Raw genomic sequence first — 25,183 nt, forward strand, 5'->3', positions numbered from 1 at the left:
CCGAAATTGAAAAGATTGATTTCCAATCTTCCAGAGGTATTGCTCGTCTCGGTAATTTTACGGCTTTTTAAACTGTGTCTACCGGGATTTCTCCTGTAAAAATATAACGTTCCCGCTATCTAACCGCTGTTGCATCCATCTTCTTAACTTTGCAGTATCTACCGCTGCGCTGCTTTGGTAAAGTACTACGAAGTCAAGGGTAGCTGAGTCTGTACCCGCAAAACGTTCAGCTTTGCCCAGACTAATGTTGCTTAGTTGTGGGAAAATGATTTTGATCTCGGCGATCAATTTGGGATCACTCACCTTGTAGCGGTCTAGCTCTTTCCTCAGGTTGTTAATGGTCACATCCTTTTCGGAGATCGTCGCATTCTGTTTGTTGACTTCACTTAAAATCTCAGATTTTAGATCTGTTTCATCTTGTCTTACATTGAAAACGGTGTTTACAATTCCTCTTTCCGATAGCAGCCTATTGTACATGGCAATTTCTTCCTTGGTGAGTTTTCTGTCAAGAAAAGCGATGTCTACCTTCCGTGGCCTAGCATGATATTCCAACTTTTTATAGATCACCGTATAGCCTTTAGCCGTGAACTCGCTACCGATAAAGCTTTCGACAGATTTGGTGAATTTTTTCTCGTTCCATAAACTATAAGCGAGGTAACAGCTGGGAACAATCATGATCATGATCAATAAGCTAATGCCATATCTAATGCGTTTCCGGTAACGGTCATCAATGGCTACTGCGGGATACTTGAGATATTTAACGACTGAGAATGTTGCAATACAGATAAAAAAGCAATTGATGGTGTAAAGGTAAAATGCGCCAAAGAAATAGGCAAAATTAAGGGTGGCCAAACCGTAGCCAGCGGTACAGAGTGGAGGCATCAGTGCCGTTGCAATGGCTACGCCCGGAATGGGATTGCCTTTTTCTACCCGTGTAAAAGCGATTACACCTACCAATCCACCGAAAAATGCAATCAGGACATCATAAATGTTTGGCGCAGTGCGGGCCAACAGCTCCGATTGTACATCCTTAAAAGGACTGAGATAAAAGTAGGTAGCCGAGACCAACAGGCTCACCAAGGTGGCAATGATGAGATTTTTTCCAGATTTTTTGAGCAGTACGAAGTCGTAGGTGCCCAAAGCGAAACCCGCACCAACGATTGGTCCCATTAGCGGTGAAATCAACATGGCGCCTATGATCACAGCCGTTGAATTTACGTTGAGGCCTACCGAAGCAATTAGAATGGCGCAGGCAAGGATCCAAAGGTTTGACCCCCTAAATGAGGTGTTGGCGGTAACATTCTCTAGAACGATCTGTTCGTCCTGCTCTCCTTCGTGGAGGTTGATAAATTTGTAGATGGGGTTGTTCATAGGTATTAGGTTGATGGTGATACAGCAACTTTCCTTTTTGCTGCCCTATTCAGCGTGAGGTAACCCATAATACCACCGATCAGCGATGCTGCGAAAATCCCAATCTTGGCCTGGGTAATTAATTCTTCGCTACTAAAGGCTAGTGAGGTTACAAAAAGTGACATGGTAAAACCTATCGATGCCAAAAGGCCGAGCCCCAAAAGGTTACGGAAATCCATGCCTTCGGGTAATGGCGCAATACGTGCTTTTACTGCTAGTAAGGTAAAACCTACCACGCCAACAACTTTACCAACCAATAGGCCAAGCGCTATACCTATAGCCACGTTGGTACTGAAAAGGTGGTCCATATCAATAGCTAATGACACGCCAGCATTTGCAAGTGCAAATATGGGGATAATTAAAAATGTCACCATAGGATGCAGGGCATGTTCTAATCTTTGAAGCGGGGGTGTTGCCGCTATGGTAGTTTCTTGTATCCTTTCCAGTTCATGCAACTGTTCGTTGGTGAGCGTGGGTGTATTTTCTGTTGGGTCTATGTCGCGGAAGCGATTAAGGTATTGGGTGATGCGTTCAATATAATTTCTTTCGTCAATCTTCACATCTGCTGGTATGGTAAATGCGGCCAATACTGCTGCAATGGTAGCGTGCACACCAGACAAAAGAAAGGTAGTCCATACGCCCCCAATGCCCAATATGGCATAGAACAAGATGCTCCTTACGCCCATCCGGTTGCCTACATACATCATTAGGAGCACCACTCCGCCCGTTATCAGGTGCATGCTCGAAATTTCGGAAGTGTAAAAAAATGCGATCACCAACACAGCGCCAAGATCGTCTACAATGGCAAGGGCAGTAAGAAATACCTTTAAAGCCAATGGAATGCGGTCGCCCAAGAGGTAAAGAACGCCCAAAGCAAAAGCAATATCTGTTGCCATTGGAATTCCCCAGCCTGCGTTTGCCTGCCCCGAGGGATTAAAGACCAGGTAGATCACGGCCGGCACAGCCATCCCGCCCAAAGCGGCGGCAATGGGCAACATAGCCTTGCGTGGATTTGAAAGCTCACCGCCAACAATTTCACGTTTAAGTTCCAAGCCCACCACGAAAAAGAAAATGGCCATTAAGCCGTCGTTGATCCAATGGTGCAGATTAAAATTGAAATAAGATTGTCCATCCCACTGAAAACCAAATTGATGTTCGAGGAAATGGTGATAGGCATACGACAATGGCGAATTAGCGAGTATCAGGGCGATCACTACACTTAGGCCCAAAACAATGCCTCCAGCCTTTTGCTGTTGGATAAATCGTTGTATAGGTTTGGAGATCTTTTCTATAGGAGCTGGTTTTAGACCTTGGATCATGTGATATTACTTTATTGGACGGAAAAAGAGCAAAAATAGCAAAATTATTAGAATGAAAGTTGATCTAGGACAATCTGCAGTCCTATTGAGTACCGACTGACTATAGTCATGCCCATGGATATTGAGGGGGAATCATAATTATTTGGGGATTGGTTTTTTTGGGATCGCCGCTTTTATCTTCCTGAGTACAGTTGAGGCGCTCAAGCCGTGTATGGTAATGGACACCACAATAGTGAAGACGACGATACACCATAACTTTTCCTTTTCTGCAAAAGGAAATTGCGAAAAAGCAAAGGCTAGATAATAAATAGAGCCCATACCCTTGATGCCGAAAAAACCAATGGCCGCCTTTTCCTTCCAATGGATGTCAAGGCCCCATAGCGACAGGTAGGCACTGATTGGCCGGATGACCAATAAAAACAATAGGGAATAAAATATGATTTCCCAATTAAGTGGGACGAGGATACCGTTGACGACAGTGCCCCCAAGTAGGATCAGCAATACCCCCAATAATAGACGTTCTATCTGATCGGTAAAGGAGTGTAGCTCTTTGTGGTAACTGTGCGTTTTCTCCTCGTGCCTAAGTGTTAATCCTGCGACAAACACGGCTATAAAACCGTAGCCGTGTACCAGTTCCACCAAGGCGTAGGTAGCAAAGGTAAGTGAGATTGCCAGGAGTCCGTCCGTTGGTTGGATAACATTTTTTTTCTTCGTCCAAGTAAAAATCATGTAACCCACTAATTTTCCACAAACCCAGCCGCACAACACACCAGCTATGATCTTGTACAGCAACTGATATACGGCCCAGGCCGACAAGCTTTCTACATCAATGCCCTTGCTGGCGGCAACAATGGCAAGCCAAGTAAAGGGGAAGGCTAGGCCGTCGTTCATCCCGGCTTCGGAAGTCAACGCAAATCTTGTCTCCGATCTAAATTTTTCATTTGGTGGGCCCACTTGCACATCAGCCGCCAAGACGGGATCTGTCGGCGACAGTACTGCTGCCAGCAAGATAGCCGTTGGAAATGTGACCCCAAGCAACAGTAGACCTCCAACTGCACACGCTGCTATGCTAATTAACATTGCGATTGAAAGCAATCGTAATGGAGCTGCCCAATTGACGAAACTAAATGCCCGGTCGATTTTAATTCCCGTCCCCATCAGGCTGATAATGACGATCAGTTCGCTAAGGTGTATGGTAAGCACTTCGTATTTCAACGGGGAAGGCGCCGGCAGATGACTACCAAAAGCAGAGAAGATCACTACGCCCAAAACCAGGTAGTATAGGGAATAGGAAATGCCAGTAAGCTTGGCCAGTTTTGGTACGAACGTCATGCCCATACCTGCCAGTCCAGTCATCAGTAGCAAGGGCAGATAATGTTCCATCGGAGTTTATTGTTATGAACAACTTAATCCCTGATATGTTCATGATCAGCAGTAGATTTCTCATGTGTTCTGCTCATCACTGGGATAGCATAGAAAAGCCGCTTAGGGGTGTCCGAAAAATTAGGATAAACATTTAAGCCTTAAATGTGTTTTATTGCTGATAATCTCAATTTTTTAACAGTCATCATTTTTTCACCCATCACATCACAAATTATGACTTTAGCAGAGGCGGAAGCTACCATCGAAAGGCTATCCCACCTTATAGGTTATGACATAATGGGAGACCAGATCACAAATTTTGCCATATCGCCAGATGAGGAAGATCTGGTCACGCAGATCGCTAATGCTTTGATCGATGGCAACAACTACAAGGAAATGCTGGCCGGTTTCAGTTCATTCAGTGTCATTGTCTATTATGACTTAAGAGAATTATTGACTACGGGGCTCTTGAAATGGGACTATCTGGATAGCCTTGTAAAAAGGGCTGGACTATAATAGGCACACCACGTCGCATGTGCGGCGATTTTAAATCGTTTTGCTAACGAGAATGTAGCAATTTACCTCATCCCGCGCTTTTGTGGTGACGCCTGTGTGCAATCTAAGCTTCCATTTTTCCTTCGATGATCTTGTCGGTAGCTGTATGATCAGCGGAATCTAAGTAATCGAATACGGTCTTGCTGACGGACATGATGTCAAACGGTTTGGCAATGTAGCCATCGGCTTTACACTGCAGGGAAATCTCTGCCAATCGATGCTCCGCCGATAATAAAATCACTGGAATGTGTTGAGTTTTAGGATAAGCCTTGAGTTCCATACAGAGTTGATCACCGGTTTTTGCCGATCCTAAGATTCTTACGTCCATGATGATCAGCTTTGTTGATAATACCAAAACTTCTAGCACGGTAGGCAAGTGGTTATAGGCTATGATTTCAATGTCGGAACGGTCCAGCGTAAGTTGCAGGATATCCAGTATATCTGGATCGTCCTCAACGATCAGTATACACTTATTCATTTGATAGGTTGTTTAACTTTTTGTTAATAATCTTAAACAAACTTATGTCTCTTTAGTTTTGAAACTTATTAACATCGCATATTTTTACCTTGTGATTATTTTTCCTTCAGTCAGAAATCCATTCAACAAGGCAGAAATCATCCGTGTTGTCCCATAACCTTTAATTCTACCCAACAAATGACGGTTTGATATGTTCTTAACGAAGAAATCAATTTTTGTAAGAAATGTTTACGTATGCCAATGAGTTGATAGGGACTATGCTTGTAGCTGCCGATGGGGAGCTGGGCAAGGTAAAAGATATTTATTTCGAGGATAGGGAATGGGGGGTGCAATACTTGGTTGTGGATACTGGCAGCTGGCCATTCAACGAAAAGTTACTTGTTTTGCCGCGGGATGCTGCTCTGCAGTTCTCGGAGCGAAAGGTTCTAAGGTCTTCACTAGATAAAGCGGAATTAAAGCGAATTTCGGAGGGTGAAGATCCTAGGCCGATTACAAAGCTCGATACTTCGCTACTCTTCAACCATCGTGCCTGGCCAGCTTTCGGAAGGGCGGGTAATGGTTATCCTACGCTGGGAATGGTCAAAGCCGGCGCTGGACTGGCTGACGTGGCCGAATTTTCAGTTGAAGAGGGAAGACATGTGCTGAGTATTAAACACATTGTAAATTACGAGGTACACAATAGTACCGGTCGTCTTGGGCTTTTGAAAGACCTCATGGTGGATCTGGACAGATGGTCGCTGCCCTATCTGCTCGTGGACGATACATCGACCTCTGACTGGGAGCGTGTACTTATTGAAAAGGAAAAAGTCATCTCCTTTGCCTCTCAGCAATCGCAAGTGAACGTGGGGATCAGTAAAGAGCGATTTCAGACCAGTCCAAAAATTAACCCGGTAGGTTTTTTTGCCAACGGGGAAAATAAATGGGATTAGCAGGTATGCAACGCTAAGCAGCAGACACGTTGCCCTGAAATTGTAGTATTCGATGGATTTGCAGTCTAGCAGGAATTTGACAATAGTTCCTAAATAAGGTTACCTTTGGGCAAATACATGAGCTAATGAAAAAAATACAACATACCCTAAGTAAAGGGGTGACCTTTCCCAGCCTAGTTTTTATTGTGGGCATCTGCATGCTCGCAGCCATTTTTCCCCAGCTTACCGAACAACTTTTGGCGAAAGTAAAGCACTTCATTTTCGTGAACCTCAATTGGGTGTACGTTTGGTCGGTTACCATTTTTGTGGTGTTTTTGGTATACCTGATGTTCAGCAAGTACGGTCAGATCAGGTTAGGAAGGAACGACAGCAAACCAGAATATTCGTTCTTCTCCTGGCTATCGATGCTCTTTGCGGCAGGTATGGGAATTGGATTGATGTACTTTAGTGTGGCCGAACCAATGCGGCATTATACTAATCCTGTGTTTGAAGGCGGGCAGATAAACCGTGCAAAAAACGCGCAACTTTACACCTTCTTCCATTGGGGTATTCATGCTTGGGCTATTTATGGTGTAGTGGGTTTGGCTTTGGCCTATTTCTGCTACCGTTACCGTTTGCCGCTATCCTTACGCAGCTGCCTTTATCCCCTGTTAAAAGATAAAGTAAATGGCAAATGGGGTAGTGCCATTGATGTTTTTGCATTGTGCAGTACCTTTTTCGGTATCACCACCACACTCGGCTTCGGGGTAGTGCAGATTAATTCAGGACTACAATCGCTGGGTATACTTCCCGAAAGCAACATCACTTACCAAGCGGGAATTGTTGCAGTCTTAGTTGGTATTGCTATTTTTTCGGCAATCACAGGACTGGATAAGGGCGTTAGGATATTGAGCAACGTCAACATCATTGCGGCGATCGTATTAATGTTATTTGTCTTATTGATCGGACCTACAGTATATCTTATTGGCAGTTTCACCGAGGGGCTTGGCAATTACATCAATAACTTTTTTAACCTCACTTTTGGTACGCATGTCTACGAAGAAGAAACTTTGCCCTGGTTTTACAATTGGACCATCCTTTATTGGGCTTGGTGGATATCTTGGTCGCCTTATGTTGGACTTTTCATTGCCAGAATTTCTAAAGGCCGTACCATTCGCGAGTTTATTGCTGCGGTACTTTTAATCCCTACACTTTTCAACTTCGTGTGGATGTCGGTATTTGGCAACAGCGCCATTTGGTTCGATCAGTATATCGCCAGTGGAGCATTGGGTAGATTGGCTTCCAATCCAGATACCTTGATGTTCCAATTTTTGGAATATCTTCCGCTAAGCAGCATCGCCAGCTTTTTGGTGATCCTCATCATTATTATCTTTTTTGTCACCTCGGCAGATTCGGGCATGTTTGTAATGAACAGCATTGCCACCAGAAATGCCAAAATTTCGCCCAAATGGCAAATCATTGCTTGGGGTATACTGCTGGCTACCTTGGCGCTCATCTTGCTTAATGCCGGAGGTTTGCCCGCTTTACAGAGTATTACCCTCATTACCGCACTGCCATTCGCCATAATTGTGTTGCTGTTTATTGTAAGCTTGCTTAAGGCCCTGGTGATGGATTACAGCTATTACGAGAAAGATTTTTCGGTGACCACGGTGCCTTGGTCTGGAGAGTTTTGGAAAGAGCGGCTAAAGCAAATGGTTTGCTACGGCGATCGAAAGGAAATTGATGTTTTCATTGCAGAAAAGGTAAAGCCTGCTTTGCTAGAACTACAGGCAGAATTTCCGCAAAATGGCGTTACCGCAGAGGTAAACAGTTATGAGAAACCGACCAGGATAGAAATCGAAATCCTTTACGATGTGGTGAACAACTTTGTATATGGTGTAAGAAGCCAATCGAGGACCGTATCTGAGCATGTGCTTTCTGAAGATAACCTGCCCGATTATGAAGGTGCTAAAGCTTATTTCCCGATGGCTTATTTTGGCGATGCCAGAGAGGGCTACGATGTGAGCCTATTTACTCGCAACGAACTGATTTCGGACATACTTAAGCATTACGAGCGTTTTATGGTCATTGTTGCTGAAGGAAGAAATGAAATGTTTATCAGCAGTAATGCCAATAGTAGGTTGAAATAATCGTGTTCAGTGGTCTTAACAGATCTGAAACTTTCGGACCCCTTATATGGTTTTTCCAAAGCTACACCTAGCGCACATGCTCATTCCAAGAACTGAATGTCTATAACGGTTTGCAATCTGTGCCGACTTATAAGATAGCATCTTTCACCTTTAGGACATGCTTGGAAACATCAATACGCTCTACGAAAATAAATGCTGCCGTTACACTAGTTAATAACTCTGGTGCTTATATGGGACGATGTGATGTTCATGCATTCTGGATAGTAAATGCACATGCTGATCAAATTTAAAAGATTTTAAAAGATCAAACAATACTTACCAAGTACCTTTTGGTAGTTAATTTTGCATGTGTAAGTGGATGTCTAATACGAATGTTGTAAAGGACTGGTTTGTTCTCAAGGATCACCTGCTTAGCTGTTAACTGATGTGGAAAATACAACTCAGTTTGATATTTGTAAAGCTTAAATGCTATATTTACAATAGGGAAACCACATATGAAGGCAGTTGTATTTTTAGCTTTAATGTTCTGGGGGGTCGCCGGTCACGGACTTAACAATTGCTCTTATCGTCTACCCCATACCGATGGCTTAACAGTACGTAGCGATAGCATCAGGCTAAACGCTATAGAAAAGTTGATCGCAGAAGGATCATATGAAAAGGCAATCAGTTTGTGTCGGAAGGAAATGTATGCGGATAATTTTTCCTGGCAAACAAAGCTGAAGCAGCACATCCTCTTGGTCACAGCGCTCAACCTATCAGCACAATATGAACATGCCCTGAAGGAGACGAATATACTGTACGCTTCAAGCGCGGCGGCCTTGGAAAAAGACCAGACACTCCTTAGGGAGTTTTTTTTTCAACGTGCCTATACCTATTCGGGGCTACACAACCAGAAGTATGAAATCATCTATACCCAAAAGGCGCTAGCTGTGATGGAGGCTAGCCCAAAGCTTTTTTCAACGGCAGACTTCATATCGACATATAACGATCTGTACTACTACCAACTCAATTATGATGACCAAAGGGGAATGGAAGCTACGTATGCTAAGTATCTGGTCTTTATTCGTGGTAAAAATGTAAAACTAAAAAAAGATGAAAAAGCGCAGGCCAATAGGGTAGGGAGAAAAATGGAGGTTACCGTCGCACTTAGCAAGGATCTCCCAGCTCAAGCTATAATTATACTCAAACGTTTCATTGATGAAGTTCGAAAACCTATCAAAGATAGCGACGTCGCCTACATCAACTCCTGTTTTTCGCACATTAACAACTATTATTATTTTGCAGGGGATTATGAGAGATCGATCGCCTTTGCTCGTGAATACCTGTCATTTGCGCGGCAAACGGGAAGCAACTTCGATGTGATGCTTGCTTATTCAAAGATTGGTGCCTCCAACGAGCAGCTAGGTAGATACGACCAGGGCATAAAATATATCGATCTTTCCCTCAAGGCCTTCGATTTTGGAGACTTCAGCGCTAGTGAATATGCCCTTCAGATGATCAAGTCCAAATGCTTATCCGGTAAGGAGAGGCATTGGGAGGCCTGTCAATTGGCGGAAAAGACGATTGAACAAATATTGTCCCATAAGCTAAAGAAACCGACTAAAATCTCTGATTTCAATGTAGGCGATATTACCGACCTCAATTCACATAACTATATCAACATATTTGCGACCGCCGGGCTTCTTTTTATAGAGAAATATAAAAACAATCTCCAAGTAGCTGATTTGGATAAGGCAGAAAAGCTGCTCAGGACGTCCAGTGCCATGTTCCGTGAGTTCTATCTAAAGGGAGAATACAATTCTACACTTTACAATCTACAGCGAAAGAATGCCGAAGGTCTGCTATATATTGCCGCAGAGAGATACCTGAATGAGCAAAAGCAGCTCATTGCCATATTGGATATCATTGAAGAAAATTCGTCGCAACATCTCTACAAAAGCTATCTCAGGAAAGCAGCCTCTTCTGGCAAGAACGTCCCAGTTGGACAAAAAAATCTCGGTACACTAATCGGAGCTACCCAGCGACAGCTGGATAAAGATGAGCAGCTGCTGAAATACTATGTTCTTGCCAAGGATATCTATCTAGTGCAGATGGACCGGAAAAAGGTCAAACTCCATCGGATTGCCGCTGGCCCTCGTGTACGGCAGGCGGCCATGCGGTTTATCGAGAACTTGGGGCAACTTGACCCAGGCTATAAAAAATCTGGCCGCCAATTGGCCAGCCTACTTCTGCCAAAAGGCCTAAGTGGCAAGCTTACAGTCATTCCGGACAATTTTCTCAACTCCCTTCCTTTCGAAGCATTATGGATGTCCGGCTCGAAAGCGTTCTTGGTTCAGCAGCACCAGATTTCCTATGCCTATTCAATTGCAATGCTGAATTGGAACCGAAACGTTAAACTCCAAAAGGACCGTAAAGAGACACTTATCTTCAATCCTATCTACAGTCAGGGTGCCAATTACCAGGGATTGCCATTGCCACAACTACCATCATCCCAAAAAGAGGCCAATGAAATTGCCAGAACAATGGACGGCACTGTTGTTGGCGGGCAGGTCGCCAAAACTGATTTCTTAAAGCACGCTAGCGATCACTCGATATACCATTTTGCCATGCACGCCTATTTGAACCAGGAAGAGTTCAACAGGTCCTGTCTGGTATTCAGTAAAGGCGAGCCCCTATTTTTCGAAGAGCTCTATCAGATGCGTATTCCCGCAGAACTGATTGTTTTGGGAGCGTGTAACACAGGAAATGGCAAACTCAGGAATGGGGAAGGTATCATGAGCCTTGCTACCGCATTCAGCTTCGCCGGTACTCGTTCGAGCATATTTAGCCTATGGAAAGTGCCTGATAAGGAAACTGCACAGGTATTGGGCGCTTTTTACGGTCACCTCAAAAACGGGTATAGCAAGGATGAGGCATTAGCCCTTGCCAAAAGGGATTTTATCCGCAAAAATCCTATGAAGTCCCACCCATTTTTTTGGGCAGGGTTTATCATAAATGGGGACAGCTCTGCACTTTTTACAAAGCCCGTCCAGCAGTGGTTGGTCTATGGTGGGGTGATTTTGACTATTTCAGCCGTACTCATCTTTCTTTGGCGAAAGTTACGGACTTAGTTCATTTTTCAGTGAGGAAACCTTGTCCGCCAGCTCGAAGTCATTTTCTTTTTCTAGTTTCGAAAGAATAGCGGCGGCTTCTGCTCTTCGGCCCAATTTTAACAAGTTGAGTGATTTATACCACAGCATGTATGGTCCAAGTTCAGCGGTTGAGACGTCAATCCTTTCAAATAGCTTTAGGGCTTTCTGATGCTCGCCCAATTCCATTTCGCTCAAAGCGCCGTAGAATAGTCCGATCGCATCACTAGCGTCGGCAAATAGCATGGCCGATTTTTGATAATCTCCCTGGTCGTAACTTAAAAATGCTGCTGAATTAGTGCTATCCGTACTTTCACCGCGCACCAAGGGCTGAACGATGTTGGGGAATGTCTCAAAATAGCTACTGTACAGCCGCTCTGGGGAACTTCGATCGTGCCACCATATCGCAGCAATGCCCACAATCAGTATTGCAGCAGAGGCCGAAATCCATCTGCGGATACCGAAGCTCTTTCTACTTACATTATGCTCCCCTTCAAAAGTGCGCAACTTGCTTTTTAAACGGCTCCTCTCCTCAATTTTTATGGCTTGTGCCAAGTTCTTTCTAAAAGTAAGCTCTTTCGCAAATTCTACATCTTCACTCATCAGCTTATCGAACTGCTGTCGCTGCCCTTCATCCAGTTGTCCTTCAAAATATGCGTTTATAAGATCTTCCCTATCCATATTTCTCATTATTTGCTACCAATTCCTTCAATTTCTTCAAACAGCGTGACTTTTGGCTTTTCATCACATCCTTACTCTCATAATTCATTTTTTCCTGTATCTCTTGCAGTTTTCTTCCTTCATAGTAGAACATCGTGAGTACCTCACGGCACTTGTTTCCCAGCATCCTAAAAGCAATTTGAAGGCGTTTGGCCTGTTCGTCCGGTTCGTATTCTTCCGTCTCATTAACGATCAATTCATCAGAAATCCCTTCCAACGGAATTTCATTTTTGTTCTTCTTTAACAGACCATAGATTTTGTACTTACCAATTGCGAAAATATATGTTGTTACCGTGCTCTTCAAAAAGTCCAATTTGCAGTTTCTTGCATTCTCATAAAAAACAACGATAGAATCCTGATAGATATCCAGCACATCTTCCTTTTCAATGCCAAAACGTGCCGCAAATTCCAAAAAGCCTTTTCTGTTGGTCTCATAGATATGTCTTAATACCTCTTCATCGCCTTCCCTTATTCGCCTAATCAGTTCTTGGTCTTTCATCTATTAGTATGGTGATCGTTAAAAAGTAAACAAAACTAAAAAAATATATTTTCCATGTTTACTTTTTTGGTTTTTGCACACTAACGTAGAAAAGAAAGTACAAAACCAAATTGAGATGAAAAAAATACTACTTCAACTAACAGGCATTTTTTTGCTAACCACTCTTCTCTTATTGTCCTGTAGGAAAGACGAACCGGGGTCGACCGAACAACCCGATGAAGAAATTCCAACAGATATCTATGTGGCGGGCTACTCCAACGAGACTAATACTACGGGCGAAGTAGTTTGGAAAAACGGAACGCCCTTACAAGTTTATGATCCGACGATGTTAACTACTGGTTACGTTCGGTATGCAAATGAGGTAGCCGACCTGGATCTTGTCGACAATGATGTTTATGCTGTATGGAAACTGAGCTACAAAGCCCTTTCGGCATACTACCCTACGGCAAAAATATACGCTTGGAAGAACGGTATTAACACATTAGTTAAAGAAAACGATTACAATATCTATCCGAGAGCCATCGACGTAGAGGGCCAAGATATTTATTTTGCGGGGCATTATATCGACCAATACGAATTGCCAAGTGTGTGGAAGAATGGAAACAGGGAGCAATTGCCCGGTGGTGTCGGTTCTGTTACCGACCTTTTCGTTAATAATACCGATGTTTTAGCGGTAGGCTATGTCACCTCAGTACAATCATCTGCCGCTGCTTTTTGGAAAAATGCTGTACTTACCAAATTGGGAGAAGGAGCTGAATTTAATGCAAGTTCGGTCGCTAAAAACGGCAACGACGTGTATGTAGCCGGAAGTGGTAAGTTGACTAGTGCAAGTGGACCACGATCTGCATTGTTGTGGAAAAATGGTACACAGCAAGTGCTAGCAATACCGAGCGGTAGCATAGGAGCCACTGCCGAGTCGGTAGCTGCTTCGGGGGATAAAGTATACGTTGCAGGACATGCTTACTCACAACAGTACAATATGTCTGCTACTGTTTGGATAAATGGCATTCCAACAGTGCTTTCGGAACTGGAAAGCGAAGCACTGTCTATTGCGGTGAAAGGCAACATAGCTTATGCCTGTGGATATGAGAAAATAGAAAATAGGTCAATTGCCGTTGTATGGAAACTCCAAGACGGTAAAGTGGAAACAATAAAACTGAGCAAAGGAACCGCCGATGCGAAAGCCCGCTCCATTAAAATTAAATAACAAATTTTAGTACATAAACATATCATAATATGAAAACTACAATTATTACCGTATTGACCTTTTTGGTCTGCATAAACAGTGCAGATGCACAGATATTAGAAAGGGTGATTAACCGCACTAAGGAAAAAACGAAAAACAAGACCGAGCAAAAAACGGATGAGACAATTGACAAGGGCCTTAATAAAATAGAAGAAGGTATCGGAAGTATCTTCAAGAAAAAAGAGACCAAGAGTACTACGCAGCCTTCCAGCCCATCATCTAATAAACCTAACTCTTCGAATGGAGAAACAGATTACAGCCAATACAAAGGCTCCACCTTTATTCCTGGAAAAAATGTGCTGTTCTTTGAAGATTTTGCCACCGCAAGATTAGGCACAGGGAGTGCCAACTGGCATATGTACGAATACGACCCATCCGCAGATTTTGAAAGACCCAATGTAAGAACAATTCCAGCAGCAAGCGGTAACTGGCTCAAAATGCCCCGCAAGGGATTTGTATTTCCGAACAGCTTTAAGAATCTGCCCGAGCAGTTTACGCTTGAGTTTGACCTCTACGCCGACCCTTCAAAAATGTCTGAAATGGAGGGCGGTTTCCGCACAAATTTTGTTGTATTAGACGACCGTAAGGAGTACAGTATGTACTGGGCTGCCGAACCATCAATAGAACTGGATGTACATCCGCACGGAAGTACAAAAGTGGTGTATATTTCAGCACAGTCAGAGTATAATTCTAACCTGCCCGGCAAAAAACTAATGTTTGAGAATACCTTTAAATCCAACTGGAACCCAGGTGCAGTAAACCGTGTGTCCATATACCGCAATAGCAATCAGGTTGCCCTTTATCTCAACGGAAAAGAAATGCTCAACCTTCCCAACGGGCTTTCCAAAAAAGCACAGTACAATCTTATCTTTTCTACCAATATGTGGGGCGATGGAATGTATATGGGCAATATCCGCATTGCCGGAAACGTACCTAATGCTACACAGGACATAAAAACTGCCGGAAAATTCGTTACCAATTCCATTTACTTCGACGTAAACTCTTCACGCATTAAGCCCGAAAGCTGGGCAACACTTAACAATACCGCACAAGCCATTAAAGCCACATCAGGAAACATTTTGATTTTGGGGCATACTGATAGCGACGGAGCTGATGATGCCAACCTGAAACTGTCGCAAAGCCGTGCTGCTTCGGTAAAAAATGCTTTGGTAAAAGAGTTCGGCATTGATGCTTCAAGATTGGTTACAGACGGTAAAGGGGAAAGTCAACCTGTAACATCTAACAACACTGCTTCAGGCAAGGCGCAGAACCGCCGTGTTGAGTTTATCAAACAATAAAAACTGGTGGTAATGAAAAAGGCATTAAAAATACTCATTGCATCCTTTCTTTTTGCTTCCTGCGGTGGTAATACAGAAAGTGTGCGTATTCCCGATGACTTTAATTCGGAAGTAGTTATTTCCAATCAAAACCAATTGCAAAAAATCCTTACCAAAGAAATGGTTGCTGCAGTTGCAGATGTACCTGTTGATAAGATTGATGAACACATCGAAAACAATATTAACCCGCAAGGTCAATATACCCTACTGTATAGCTGGGCTACCGGAAATAAGAAAAAGGTTGGCAATGGCAAACACGAGATTGATGATTATAACAGTTTTAGCATTGGTTTTATAAAAAGAATGACCGTTGAGGAATTTGAGCAATACTATGGTACTAACGACGGGTTACAGATGCAGGTAGATGCTATGGCAAAGCAAAAGGATTTTAATAAAGAAACAGGAGCGGTGGAAGCAAAATACATTGCGTGTTATGCAGAAAGACGCCAAACGGAAAAGCTCGAAAACGTGGCTACAATGGCATTTTGGGAAACCCCGATGAATTCCTTGCACGTATTGGCGAAAGATGCAGCCTTTACCATCACTGCCAATTTTGGCGATGATGAAACCTTGGCAAAGAAAAAATCAGCCGAACTGGTCAACGCTATTTTGAACCCTTAAAATTACTTGCTATGAAAATATATTTTTTAATGATTGCAATGCTGATTTCGGCATCTGCATTTGCCGAAAAGGTCATTATCGCCAACTGCTCCGAGGGTGGTGGCTGCACCTTTGAACTTTCGGATTTTGAAAGTGATTTGTTTGATAAGGATTTTGGCAGAGATATACAGCCCGATGACATCATCGTATTGGGCAAAAAGAATAACGGCGAAGTCATTACTTATTTAGACAAAAAATCAAGGGAAGATATTGACCGGGAATGGGGCGGCGACGGTTATACGCAAATCGGTCTTTTCAATCCGTATCTGCAGCCCAAAGATGGTGTCTGGAATGCTTCATACGGAGCTTCCGCAGGAAACGATTGCTATGGTACAGGTAATATTGGTTCTTTTATCCGGAGTAAAATTACTCCTGGGACCGCTGGAAAAGGGAATATCAACTTTCAATCTCCTTTTAACCCAGCGCAATTGTTTCCCTCCAACGAAATGCGGTGGGTAAAGACAGGATACAATACCTACAAAGGTATGCTCGATTTTAATTCCAATAAATCGGGAGGTATGAAAATGTACTATAATGTTACCATTGTAAGCAGGAAAAAGATAGAAACCTTTTATACCATCGAAATAAAAGTGCCTACAAAAGAAACCTGCATAGGTAAAGTTCCCGTAACCTTTACACTCATAAAAGAAGAACCATCAGCGGACCCTTTTGGAAACGACGAACCTTTGGATGATGACTTATTACCAGTGTACCCTAAAGGCAATGATGACTTACTCCCGGTAAATCCTAAAGGAGATGACCTGCTTCCCGTAGAACCAGGCAATAATCCTAAGCCGAATGTGCCGAGAATAGAAGACAATCCTAAGCCCAACGTTCCGCGATTGGAGGATAAGTCCAAAACCAATGTGCCGAGGTTGGAAGACAAGCCGAAACCGAATGTTCCAAGATTGGAAGATAATCCAAAGCCAAAAGTACCACGCATAAACGACTAAACTTTTATAAAATATGGAAACAAATACACAGCACAGCACAGCCGATGGCAAAAGTACTGCCATCATTGCCTATCTCACTTTAATAGGTTTGACAGTTGCCTTTGTGCAGAATGCCGAAAAGAAGAATACGTTTGCCAATTTCCATATCCGCCAGAGCTTAGGGCTGATCTATACCGGGTTAGCATTGGGCTTAATCAATATCATTCCATTTTTAGGATGGGTAATCTGTATCGTTGGAATGTTTGCCCTGCTCATCCTTTGGATGATGGGACTGTTCAATGCCATCAACGGCAAAGAAGTGCCTGTACCTTTATTGGGCAGCTTATACGGCAAATGGTTTTCAGGCATTCAATAATTTTCAAAACATTTAAATCAATTAGAAGATGAAATCAATAAAAATACCAGCCGCCATAACGTTGCTTTGTCTTACGCTGTTTTCCTGCGGGAATAATGACGGCAAAAAACAAAACGGCAATGACATTAATTTAGATGCCGTTATCAACAGTAAATCCAATGACCCCAATGCCAAAGGCGATAACAAATGCCTTTTGGATTATCAGAACAAATATGATGCGCTGCTTGCCGAAACCGATGTTTTAAATGCTACTGGATTTTCAAAAGACGTAATGGAAACAAAGTACAACAACCGACTTAACAACCCCGAAAACGACGAATTTGTGTACAAATTCAAAAACGGCAGGATGGGAAAGGTACGAGGTTTCAACAACGAAATGCAGTTGCCCGATATGATAGTTGTACGCTCCATAAAGCCGATGTCACCTACTACTTTTAATCAGACTTACAGGGAAGTGACGGACGAGCAGATGCAGGCTGCAAACGATGCGCTTGATGAAATTGCCGAAGGAAATTCAGGCGATGCCGATGCCGATAAAGCAATGAAAAAAGCTAAGGAACAAAATATCGGCAAAGACCAGATCAAGAAAACAGGCGGGGCTTTAACAGGAGCGTTCAAAGAGGTGTCCAAAGGTTACAGAACGGTAGAAGGTTTGGGAGATGCCGCAGTTTGGAATGTGGTTACCAATGAGCTTTATGTATTGCAAAACGGCGTAAAGTTCGAAATCAGGACCGATATCAGTAACGACACGGAAAAGAACAAATCGGTCGCTGTAAAATTAGCAGAAATTGTATTGAGCAAGTGTAAATAAAAAGGGCTATGAAAAAGATATTTCTGATTGCTATTGTCTTCTGTATCGCCGGATGCGGTGGCAACGAAGAAAAGAAAGCATCCGCATTGGAAACGGTCCTGAAAAAAACAACAGGCATAGATACCGATATGGATCACCTCAACAACAGCGAAAAGAACAAAGCGGATATTGATATTAAAGACCAAGGGCTGAACCTGAACGAACGGTTTAAAAACGGCTTTGCTACCATTACGGCAGCCAAAGAAGTCATATCCCTGACCATTACCAATGAAGAAGGTGGACAAGATAATATCCTCATTGGCTTTACAGGAACAGACCTCACTCAGATGCGACCGATAAAAGGCAGAATGATTACCAGTGGAGAAAATTCCATGAGCTTTTCTACGGCGAACTATAAAAATAACGAAGCCGATATGATGATGGCTTTCGATGTGGAAGGAGAAATCCTATCATTAAAACCGAAAAAAACTGTGATCAGGCTCAAAGGAAATATCGGATACACGCAAGATGCCCAAAACCCCGAAAAATGGAAAGCATTTGAAGGCAGCATTACCTTGAATTATCCCGTCTTTCAAGCCTTGGGAAAGGCTAAGGAAGACTTTATCTATTAACAAAAAGTAAAATTTATGTTTAAACCGCTCATTATGAAAAATATTTTTTTCCTACTCATTTTTGTTCAGTCCTTTTCTTCCTGTACCAATGCCCAGGAGAAGAAAACAAAGCAAATGCTTGCGGTTTGCACAGATGGAAAAGGCTGTGAGTTTTCGGAAATCACTATCGCTGCCAGCGAAGTGGACAAGCTGTTAGGGAAAAGCAATTTCTGGACTGCTGCCGCATCCAACGCCACACTGATATTGGATAAGTGCGAAAGCATAAAAGATGAAAAGCAAACGCTGGAAGAAATTGACCGCAACTACGGAGGAAGCGGAAAATCAATCGACCTTAAAAAGATTGATTTAGAAAAGTACCTCAAAGAAAAAGGCTGTTTTGCCTGCCCTAATGAAACAAAGAAAATATCATTTTATGCAAGTGGCGACGGACAGTCCGGCAATGGTTATTTCTTTCTGAACCTAAAAGCAGGAGAAGCGTATATGCCCAATGCGGCTTTTCAACAATTTATGTCGGGAAAGGAAGGAAGCAATGCAGTAACAGTTGACCAGTTTATCCGTAATAATGAAATGGAGACCTATACCATTGCCGAGGGACAAAAGTATCGCACAAAAATGGCTCTGGGAACTACTGTTTCAGTTGTTCAAAGTGATGCTATCAATGAAAAACGGTTTAAAGACAATTTCAAAAAAACCGGTAAGACCCGAAAGCATCTTAATACGGTTAACACAGAAACCGAATACACCGGAAAGGACGATGAAGGCAGAACCATCAGCTTTTGGATTGTTCCATCCCCTGATGTATGCCTGCCGCCCGGTAAGTTTGATGCGTACGGGTTTTATAACCTGGGCTATATTTCAGTAGATGGAATGACGTATTTGGTTACCGAAATTTCCGGTGCAGGCTTTCAGATAAAGCTCAGAGGCATTTCAGACGGTTCGTACAATTTTAATCCGGCAGGTTATCAGTCTTATTAATCCACGAAATAATGAACAGGTTTGTCAAAATAATTTTCATTGGTTTTCTGCTGTTCCCCCTCTTCGTTGTAGCACAGCAAAAGAAAACGATGAAAAGCAACACGCAATACAACTTCTCCGAAATGTGGATCTGGGAATACACCAATGCCAACGGTAAAAAGGCACAAATGGCAATATACCGTCAACCCAAATTAAACTATTGGCTGCTTACGTCTGATGATGCGGGTTTTCGTGAAACAGACGAGATGACCTTGTGGTTCATATTGAAGCCAAACGGCGAAGTGTTACAGGCGTATCAGGACGGCGAAAAGAACAGCGGAAAAAAGTTGATAAAACACCGTCTGTACTCCAACAAAAAGGCCAAATTACCCGATTATTGGAAAGCCACAGGCAAAAGCAGATATTTTGGAGATACTTTTTCTGGTTTCCTTAAAATAAAAGGTATGGAATACAAAGTCAGCTATACTAAAACCAATGATAAATCCACGTTTTATCTGGCGACTACAAAGGCGGATTTGTCCGTTTTATCTCTTTTCAACGATTTGAATCTAGATGCGAAGCTGCCTGTTCGCTTTCCAAAGGACGTACCGGGCAACTTTATCACGTTAAGCGAAAATACCGTATTTCCCGGCGGTACGGTACAGTATGCTTTCAAGTACATTTCGCAAACAGAATATCATTTAAACCTTTCAGAATTTGAAGTAAAGTATAATTAGATAATATGAGAAAGCTATCCAAAATTTTAGGACTATTGCTTATGGTAAGCAGTATTTTTATAGGCTGTAAAAAAGAAAAAGGTGAAACAGGTCCCGAAGGCCCAAGAGGCGAACAAGGAATGCAAGGTATTCCAGGAAAGGACGGTGCGGTCATCCATCATGGAAACGGAGTTCCCACTAATAGTTTGGGAAAAACAGGCGATATGTATCTGGATATATCCAATTCGATGCTCTACGGTCCAAAAGTTTCCAATAATTGGGGAATACCGTTAGATTTAAAAGGTGGTAAGGGAGAAAAAGGTGACCCAGGAAATCCAGGAGCCACGGGGGCGGCCGGGGCAGCGGGCTCAAAAATCCTAAATGGAAACGGAAATCCGTCCTCTGCTTACGGAGATATGGGAGACTATTTCCTCAACACTAATAACGGAGATTTCTTCGGGCCGAAAACCGCTTCTGGATGGGGAATGCCGATTAGCCTTAGGGGAACAGCCAATGTAATTTCGTCACAGGATATCAACATCACTTGGCAACAAAGTGGTGGTGGCGTTCTTTATAATTTTTCTTATTCTTTACCAGCACCTTATTTGAATGCTATTGGTGAGTCTTCTTTATCGGTCATGCTGAATAAGGGCGGTGCAATACTGGGATATATGACAGATTATTACCATTACTCTTTGCCGTATATTGTTTCGGATGCTAAACCCTACATGTACTTTATGCGCAGCGGAGGTTCAAATAGCATCACGGTTTACGTTAGACGTTTAGATAATACCGCTATATTCGGTCAGACAGGGCTGCTGACCAAGTTTAGATTTGTATTGGTTCCAGCTGGTGTACAGATTTCTTCATCGTCCGGAAAAAATGTGGGAGTGGAGGACTTAATCGACATGGATTATAAAAGTGTCAAGCAACTTTTAAAACTGTGAGATGTTAACTCTTCCAAGTCAGATGTTAAGGTTATGGCCCCAATCGTTCACAGCTATCTTAGCTTGTCCATAGAAATAGGCGGGGGAATATCTAAGAAGCGTGGGTAAAAAAGTGATGTATTAGTTGCCAAAGCTTTCAATAGGCATTCACTTTTTATGCGAAATAGGAAAAAGGTTTATCTTTCATGAATTTTGATCGGTTAGAACAGCGCGGAATCTTATTTATCTATTTTTCGCTATGGTCCGGCCTGTAGATATAAACCCATTTGCTGGTACCTCTTACTACAAACTATTACAGCTAGATAAAGACGGCAAATTAGGTTTAGAAAGAACTATTCCAGTAAACTTCCAATTAGCCGCTGGTACTGTTGTGCTTTATCCGAACCCCGTTTTAAGTGATTTGAACGTAAACATTAGTGACAAACGTTTTAATAAGGCAGAGCTGATTGATGTAAACGGGAAAATAATAAAAACTTTTCAGTTAAATGCAAATGGCGGCGTTACTACAATAAATTTAAGTACGCTAGCTAAAGGTATTTATATGCTAAAACTAATTGGCGCAGGCGAACAAATCATTAAGAAAGTAATTAAGAACTAATTTAAATCGATCTAATATGAACGACGCTCCTAGAAGGTGTCGTTCTTGTATTTGTGCCATTTTTCAGTGTAACCTTCATTACAATGGACAATAAGCTAACAGCAGACGAAATCCTGGAACAGGAGAACAGACTTTACAGTGCGATCAAGGCTGGTGACGTTACCGAGCTCGACCGGTTGCTGCACGACGATCTGTTGTTCGTGCTGCCGGGCGGTACGACCATCACTAAGGAGATAGATCTGGATACCTACCGAAGTGGCGTCTTAAAAGTACAGGAACTGCGCCCGGAAATGGAAAAGCTGAACATTATTGATGACATGGCCGTGGTGACATTGACGATATTACTGAAAGGAAAATTTAAAGATGAACCTTTTGCGGCCAGCTATCGCTACATTAGGTTTTGGAAGAGGTTTGACGGGGAGATCAAGGTGGTGGGTGGAAGCGGAAGCGCTATTTGATCTTCGGGGTTGGTAGATGGATCTAGCAAGGCTTTAAATTAGACAAGGGTCTCGGCAGCGGCTAATCTTCTGACGGTTTCTAAAAGTTCAGGGAGGGGCCTACATTTAGAAAGGATCGCTTTAGCACCGAAAAATTTGGCCAGTTCTCTGATGCCCGGCTCATCGTTCATTGTGGCAATTACTATCGGGATAGCGGGGTGGTTGTTGGCCACGAAATCCGTGAGCTGTAGCCATCCATCCTTGGCATATTGAGGTCAGTAAGTATGACATCTCACATTATCCCAGATGACAATAATTTGCTGGCGATTACGCCATCACCTGCGGTCGCGGTAACTCTCACCCTTTCTGATCATTAAAGTAGCTCTCAAGTGAGTTTTTAACAATTTAATTATCTTCTACTGTCATTAGCCTAATCATGATGATCCAACCAATAGACCAAAGGCAAATTTGAATGATATGTATTTCAGGTATTAATCTTCAAAACCGGCTGTCAACTACCTGCGCTGTAGACTGTTGGTTTTGTCAGTTTAAGGCATGTGTGCTTTCCCTCGATCAGTATTGCCATACTTTGAAAACTCCTCCGTTATTTTTTTTTTTTTTTTCGATATCCAACGAATCGATGTCCTGCGCAAAATCGCCTATTAGGGAATTTCTCTAAGTGGTCGGCATTTATTTTCTCAATCTCTCTAAGGTGGCCGCCAAGTATTGATTTACTTAGCACAAGATGATATGTTTGGGCTTACTTTTGAAAAAAATGTGCCCTGTGGTTTCATTATTTAGTTGAAGAAAGTGAGCCGCCACATCTGCCAAGCTATTTTGCCAGTCTTATTCCACTAAACTGCCATTGGTGCTTCGGATGGAAAAAGTTACGGTAGGTAGGGCGTCCATGTCCTTTTGGTGTCGCTACAGAGCTTCCCCTCAACACCATTTGATTGACCATGAACTTACCGTTATATTCCCCAATAGCTCCTGCCGCTTTACTAAAGCCTGGATAGGGTAGATAGGCACTGTCTGTCCATTCCCATCTTTGGCCCCATTGGATATGCGGCGCGGCGGTTTCCCACTCGGCCTCGGTCGGTAGGCGCAATCCCTTCCAAGCGGCATAGGCCGATGCTTCGTAGAAGTTGACGTGACATACTGGTTCCTCCATAACGATTTCCGTGAGCCCTGCCAAGGTATAGTTCATCCATCTGCCCTCAATGGAATGCCAGTAAAGGGGTGCCGAGGCATGCTGCTGCCTTACCCAATCCCATCCTTCGGCATGCCAGTGTGAAAAATCATGGTATCCGCCGGCCTTGATGAATTCAAGATATTCTGCATTGGTAACAAGTACACTCGAAATCTGAAAATCGTTAAGGAAAACTTTATGTCTTCCAAGCTCATTGTCGAAGCAAAAGCTGTCTCCCTTAAATCCAATTTCGTAGACACCTTCTGGAAACTGCAACATCTCAGTCGTAGTGCTATGCTGTTCAATAAGTCCTTTTTCGTTATAGGCCGGGAAAAGGGGATTATGGCCTAGTATATATTTGATATCAGTGTAGAGTAGTTCTTGGTGCTGCTGCTCGTGATTTAGTCCCAGTTCCAAAAGTGGAACTATTTCTTGGGATAGTGTCCCACTACCTAACAGCAGTATCATGTGCCGGTCTACATAGTTCCGATATCGATAGATATCCGCCACTGATGGCCGGCTAAGGTTGCCGCGATCAGTGCGTATGACCCGCGTGCCGATCGACTCATAGTAGCTGTTGAACACAAAGTTGTAAAGTGGATCAAAAAGCTCATAACCCGCTGAATAGGGTTGCAGGATGAATGTTTCGAAAAACCAGGTTGAATGTCCCAGGTGCCATTTGGGTGGGCTGACATCCGCAGTGGGCTGTACGACATAATCTTCAATCGCCAAGGGCTTGCAGATGTCTACAGTATGATTGCGCACTAGCTCGTATTTTCTTTTGAGCACTTCAATTGTTTCTTCAGGTTGGGTGTTTATTCTGCTATCCATATGGCATCGGTAAACCAGTTGTTCTTATCGTAATGGTATTGTTGGTGGCTAAAGCCCGAGCGCTGCGCCAGGTCTTCAATCTGCTCTTCGGAGAACTTTTGTGAAACTTCCATATGGATCAACTCATGCTTGGAAAAATAGAATCTTTGGCCACAGACGAGCGCCTCCTGGTTCACGAGACTGACCAGATAGCTCCTGCAGGCGCCAGTGAGGGGATCGTAATTCTGGTAGTGGCTGAAGTTCTTGATTTCAAGGTTCGCATCCAGTTCTCGGTTGATCCTTTCCAAAAGGTTGAGGTTAAAGCTCGCTGTGATTCCCTGGCTGTCATTGTATGCCGCCAGGATCTGATGTGGGTTCTTCTTTAGATCGAACCCCATCAACACCGTATCGCCTAAGTTCAATCGGCTGCGCAATTCCCTACAAAATGAGTAGGCCTGGTCGAGTTCCATGTTGCCGATATTGCCTCCGAGAAATAGGACTACTTTCCGACGGTCGGAGTAGGCCGTGGCCTTTTGCAACATATCAAAATATTCTCCTTCCAGGATGCGTATGTCCAAGGTGGGCATATCTTTGGAGAGACTGTCTTTGAGTTCCCGTAGAATATGTCCCGAAATGTCAATTGGACAATAGGTGAAATCCACACCCTGTTCAATCAGGTGGCCGAGCAGGAATTTCGATTTGGAAGCGTCGCCTGCACCAAGTTCGATGAGGTCGAAGGGAGCCTTGTCTGTTTGTATTGCAAAGGCAAGTTCTACAGTCTGGTTACGGAAAATATCCAGTTCTGCCCTAGTAAGGTAGTATTCGGGCAAATCCATAATCTGTTGGAAGAGCTGATCTCCCTTTTCATCGTAAAAATATTTTGAATGCATTGTTTTTGGAGAACTGTCAAGTCCTTCGATGACGTCCCTGCAAAACTGTTCCTCATTTGGATGGGCTGGTGGAGCAGGTTCGGTCAGAATAGATGCTTTGTTCATGTGTGATCTTGGATATAACTAGGCAACAATAATGA

24 protein-coding genes are annotated in these 25,183 nt (G+C 43.1%); 16 read left to right on the plus strand and 8 right to left on the minus strand.

Translation table 11 applies throughout. From position 1 onward, the window contains the following. Window positions 1–78 precede the first annotated feature (78 nt). From AC23ME_RS19790 to AC23ME_RS19800, 3 genes are all read right to left on the minus strand, one after another. Entirely contained in the window at window positions 79–1,371 is a 1,293-nt protein-coding gene (locus AC23ME_RS19790) for a DUF389 domain-containing protein (RefSeq protein ID WP_487729472.1), read from the minus strand. Window positions 1,372–1,376: 5 nt separating this feature from the next. Continuing rightward, the gene (gene nhaA, locus AC23ME_RS19795; protein WP_487729473.1) at window positions 1,377–2,729 is read right to left on the minus strand and encodes a Na+/H+ antiporter NhaA; all 1,353 of its coding nucleotides are present in this window, start codon (window positions 2,727–2,729) and stop codon (window positions 1,377–1,379) included. 138 nt (window positions 2,730–2,867) lie between these two features. After that, window positions 2,868–4,112, minus strand: coding sequence for a cation:proton antiporter (locus AC23ME_RS19800; protein ID WP_487729474.1), 1,245 nt, complete (start codon window positions 4,110–4,112; stop codon window positions 2,868–2,870). Between the two features lie 144 nt (window positions 4,113–4,256). On the opposite strand from AC23ME_RS19800, the gene AC23ME_RS19805 reads away from it, so the two are divergent. After that, a complete protein-coding gene (locus AC23ME_RS19805) occupies window positions 4,257–4,607 on the plus strand; it encodes a hypothetical protein (protein WP_487729475.1) in 351 nt (116 codons plus the stop codon). Between the two features lie 103 nt (window positions 4,608–4,710). Here AC23ME_RS19805 and AC23ME_RS19810 read toward each other — a convergent pair whose 3' ends face one another. Beyond that, window positions 4,711–5,124, minus strand: a complete 414-nt coding sequence (locus AC23ME_RS19810) for a response regulator (protein WP_487729476.1) — start codon at window positions 5,122–5,124, stop codon at window positions 4,711–4,713. Window positions 5,125–5,348: 224 nt separating this feature from the next. On the opposite strand from AC23ME_RS19810, the gene AC23ME_RS19815 reads away from it, so the two are divergent. From AC23ME_RS19815 to AC23ME_RS19825, 3 genes are all read left to right on the plus strand, one after another. Then, entirely contained in the window at window positions 5,349–6,053 is a 705-nt protein-coding gene (locus tag AC23ME_RS19815; protein WP_487729477.1) for a PRC-barrel domain-containing protein, read from the plus strand. 125 nt (window positions 6,054–6,178) lie between these two features. Then, complete coding sequence (locus AC23ME_RS19820) at window positions 6,179–8,182, plus strand: BCCT family transporter (RefSeq protein WP_487729478.1); 2,004 nt, start codon at window positions 6,179–6,181, stop codon at window positions 8,180–8,182. Window positions 8,183–8,676: 494 nt separating this feature from the next. Beyond that, a complete protein-coding gene (locus AC23ME_RS19825) occupies window positions 8,677–11,292 on the plus strand; it encodes a CHAT domain-containing protein (RefSeq protein WP_487729479.1) in 2,616 nt (871 codons plus the stop codon). Here AC23ME_RS19825 and AC23ME_RS19830 read toward each other — a convergent pair. Next, complete coding sequence (locus AC23ME_RS19830) at window positions 11,281–12,000, minus strand: hypothetical protein (protein ID WP_487729480.1); 720 nt, start codon at window positions 11,998–12,000, stop codon at window positions 11,281–11,283. The two genes, AC23ME_RS19825 and AC23ME_RS19830, sit on opposite strands and share 12 nt — an antisense overlap. After that, window positions 11,984–12,529, minus strand: coding sequence for an RNA polymerase sigma factor (locus AC23ME_RS19835; protein ID WP_487729481.1), 546 nt, complete (start codon window positions 12,527–12,529; stop codon window positions 11,984–11,986). Before AC23ME_RS19835 ends, AC23ME_RS19830 begins: the two co-directional genes overlap by 17 nt. Before the next feature lie 115 nt (window positions 12,530–12,644). Between AC23ME_RS19835 and AC23ME_RS19840 the strand changes: the two genes are divergently transcribed. From AC23ME_RS19840 to AC23ME_RS19895, 12 genes are all read left to right on the plus strand, one after another. Next, complete coding sequence (locus AC23ME_RS19840; protein WP_487729482.1) at window positions 12,645–13,736, plus strand: hypothetical protein; 1,092 nt, start codon at window positions 12,645–12,647, stop codon at window positions 13,734–13,736. 29 nt (window positions 13,737–13,765) lie between these two features. After that, window positions 13,766–15,073 (plus strand): OmpA family protein, encoded by a 1,308-nt coding sequence (locus AC23ME_RS19845; protein WP_487729483.1) that lies wholly within the window; start codon window positions 13,766–13,768, stop codon window positions 15,071–15,073. Between the two features lie 12 nt (window positions 15,074–15,085). Next, window positions 15,086–15,733, plus strand: a complete 648-nt coding sequence (locus AC23ME_RS19850; RefSeq protein ID WP_487729484.1) for a hypothetical protein — start codon at window positions 15,086–15,088, stop codon at window positions 15,731–15,733. 11 nt (window positions 15,734–15,744) lie between these two features. Then, on the plus strand, window positions 15,745–16,725 hold the full coding sequence (locus tag AC23ME_RS19855) for a hypothetical protein (protein WP_487729485.1): 981 nt from the start codon (window positions 15,745–15,747) through the stop codon (window positions 16,723–16,725). A 13-nt stretch (window positions 16,726–16,738) separates the two neighbouring features. Continuing rightward, window positions 16,739–17,080: a DUF4870 domain-containing protein gene (locus tag AC23ME_RS19860; RefSeq protein ID WP_487729486.1), complete on the plus strand. Its 342-nt coding sequence runs from the start codon at window positions 16,739–16,741 to the stop codon at window positions 17,078–17,080. A gap of 28 nt (window positions 17,081–17,108) precedes the next feature. Beyond that, window positions 17,109–17,891: a hypothetical protein gene (locus AC23ME_RS19865; protein WP_487729487.1), complete on the plus strand. Its 783-nt coding sequence runs from the start codon at window positions 17,109–17,111 to the stop codon at window positions 17,889–17,891. Window positions 17,892–17,899: 8 nt separating this feature from the next. After that, window positions 17,900–18,502, plus strand: a complete 603-nt coding sequence (locus AC23ME_RS19870) for a hypothetical protein (RefSeq protein WP_487729488.1) — start codon at window positions 17,900–17,902, stop codon at window positions 18,500–18,502. Window positions 18,503–18,535: 33 nt separating this feature from the next. Next, on the plus strand, window positions 18,536–19,477 hold the full coding sequence (locus AC23ME_RS19875; protein WP_487729489.1) for a hypothetical protein: 942 nt from the start codon (window positions 18,536–18,538) through the stop codon (window positions 19,475–19,477). An 11-nt stretch (window positions 19,478–19,488) separates the two neighbouring features. After that, window positions 19,489–20,193, plus strand: coding sequence for a hypothetical protein (locus tag AC23ME_RS19880; protein ID WP_487729490.1), 705 nt, complete (start codon window positions 19,489–19,491; stop codon window positions 20,191–20,193). 5 nt (window positions 20,194–20,198) lie between these two features. After that, the gene (locus tag AC23ME_RS19885; protein ID WP_487729491.1) at window positions 20,199–21,119 is read left to right on the plus strand and encodes a hypothetical protein; all 921 of its coding nucleotides are present in this window, start codon (window positions 20,199–20,201) and stop codon (window positions 21,117–21,119) included. 238 nt (window positions 21,120–21,357) lie between these two features. Further along, complete coding sequence (locus tag AC23ME_RS19890) at window positions 21,358–21,717, plus strand: T9SS type A sorting domain-containing protein (protein WP_487729492.1); 360 nt, start codon at window positions 21,358–21,360, stop codon at window positions 21,715–21,717. 83 nt (window positions 21,718–21,800) lie between these two features. Continuing rightward, window positions 21,801–22,175, plus strand: coding sequence for a nuclear transport factor 2 family protein (locus tag AC23ME_RS19895; protein ID WP_487729493.1), 375 nt, complete (start codon window positions 21,801–21,803; stop codon window positions 22,173–22,175). 811 nt (window positions 22,176–22,986) lie between these two features. On the opposite strand, the gene egtB is transcribed toward AC23ME_RS19895, so the two are convergent. Both egtB and AC23ME_RS19905 read right to left on the minus strand, forming a co-directional pair. Further along, entirely contained in the window at window positions 22,987–24,174 is a 1,188-nt protein-coding gene (gene egtB / locus AC23ME_RS19900; RefSeq protein ID WP_487729494.1) for an ergothioneine biosynthesis protein EgtB, read from the minus strand. Next, the gene (locus AC23ME_RS19905; protein ID WP_487729495.1) at window positions 24,159–25,148 is read right to left on the minus strand and encodes an L-histidine N(alpha)-methyltransferase; all 990 of its coding nucleotides are present in this window, start codon (window positions 25,146–25,148) and stop codon (window positions 24,159–24,161) included. The genes egtB and AC23ME_RS19905 overlap by 16 nt, the downstream gene beginning before the upstream one ends. Window positions 25,149–25,183 lie beyond the last annotated feature (35 nt).

It is taken from the genome of Pedobacter sp. T50_32 (assembly GCF_057652195.1).

What these genes read in the sequence shown, in the direction of transcription:
- AC23ME_RS19790 (WP_487729472.1), bottom strand. Translation starts at nt 1,371, where the DNA reads ATGAACAACCCCATCTACAAATTTATCAACCTCCACGAAGGAGAGCAG.
- nhaA (WP_487729473.1), bottom strand. Translation starts at nt 2,729, where the DNA reads ATGATCCAAGGTCTAAAACCAGCTCCTATAGAAAAGATCTCCAAACCT.
- AC23ME_RS19800 (WP_487729474.1), bottom strand. Translation starts at nt 4,112, where the DNA reads ATGGAACATTATCTGCCCTTGCTACTGATGACTGGACTGGCAGGTATG.
- AC23ME_RS19805 (WP_487729475.1), top strand. Translation starts at nt 4,257, where the DNA reads ATGTGTTTTATTGCTGATAATCTCAATTTTTTAACAGTCATCATTTTT.
- AC23ME_RS19810 (WP_487729476.1), bottom strand. Translation starts at nt 5,124, where the DNA reads ATGAATAAGTGTATACTGATCGTTGAGGACGATCCAGATATACTGGAT.
- AC23ME_RS19815 (WP_487729477.1), top strand. Translation starts at nt 5,349, where the DNA reads ATGTTTACGTATGCCAATGAGTTGATAGGGACTATGCTTGTAGCTGCC.
- AC23ME_RS19820 (WP_487729478.1), top strand. Translation starts at nt 6,179, where the DNA reads ATGAAAAAAATACAACATACCCTAAGTAAAGGGGTGACCTTTCCCAGC.
- AC23ME_RS19825 (WP_487729479.1), top strand. Translation starts at nt 8,677, where the DNA reads ATGAAGGCAGTTGTATTTTTAGCTTTAATGTTCTGGGGGGTCGCCGGT.
- AC23ME_RS19830 (WP_487729480.1), bottom strand. Translation starts at nt 12,000, where the DNA reads ATGAGAAATATGGATAGGGAAGATCTTATAAACGCATATTTTGAAGGA.
- AC23ME_RS19835 (WP_487729481.1), bottom strand. Translation starts at nt 12,529, where the DNA reads ATGAAAGACCAAGAACTGATTAGGCGAATAAGGGAAGGCGATGAAGAG.
- AC23ME_RS19840 (WP_487729482.1), top strand. Translation starts at nt 12,645, where the DNA reads ATGAAAAAAATACTACTTCAACTAACAGGCATTTTTTTGCTAACCACT.
- AC23ME_RS19845 (WP_487729483.1), top strand. Translation starts at nt 13,766, where the DNA reads ATGAAAACTACAATTATTACCGTATTGACCTTTTTGGTCTGCATAAAC.
- AC23ME_RS19850 (WP_487729484.1), top strand. Translation starts at nt 15,086, where the DNA reads ATGAAAAAGGCATTAAAAATACTCATTGCATCCTTTCTTTTTGCTTCC.
- AC23ME_RS19855 (WP_487729485.1), top strand. Translation starts at nt 15,745, where the DNA reads ATGAAAATATATTTTTTAATGATTGCAATGCTGATTTCGGCATCTGCA.
- AC23ME_RS19860 (WP_487729486.1), top strand. Translation starts at nt 16,739, where the DNA reads ATGGAAACAAATACACAGCACAGCACAGCCGATGGCAAAAGTACTGCC.
- AC23ME_RS19865 (WP_487729487.1), top strand. Translation starts at nt 17,109, where the DNA reads ATGAAATCAATAAAAATACCAGCCGCCATAACGTTGCTTTGTCTTACG.
- AC23ME_RS19870 (WP_487729488.1), top strand. Translation starts at nt 17,900, where the DNA reads ATGAAAAAGATATTTCTGATTGCTATTGTCTTCTGTATCGCCGGATGC.
- AC23ME_RS19875 (WP_487729489.1), top strand. Translation starts at nt 18,536, where the DNA reads ATGAAAAATATTTTTTTCCTACTCATTTTTGTTCAGTCCTTTTCTTCC.
- AC23ME_RS19880 (WP_487729490.1), top strand. Translation starts at nt 19,489, where the DNA reads ATGAACAGGTTTGTCAAAATAATTTTCATTGGTTTTCTGCTGTTCCCC.
- AC23ME_RS19885 (WP_487729491.1), top strand. Translation starts at nt 20,199, where the DNA reads ATGAGAAAGCTATCCAAAATTTTAGGACTATTGCTTATGGTAAGCAGT.
- AC23ME_RS19890 (WP_487729492.1), top strand. Translation starts at nt 21,358, where the DNA reads ATGGTCCGGCCTGTAGATATAAACCCATTTGCTGGTACCTCTTACTAC.
- AC23ME_RS19895 (WP_487729493.1), top strand. Translation starts at nt 21,801, where the DNA reads ATGGACAATAAGCTAACAGCAGACGAAATCCTGGAACAGGAGAACAGA.
- egtB (WP_487729494.1), bottom strand. Translation starts at nt 24,174, where the DNA reads ATGGATAGCAGAATAAACACCCAACCTGAAGAAACAATTGAAGTGCTC.
- AC23ME_RS19905 (WP_487729495.1), bottom strand. Translation starts at nt 25,148, where the DNA reads ATGAACAAAGCATCTATTCTGACCGAACCTGCTCCACCAGCCCATCCA.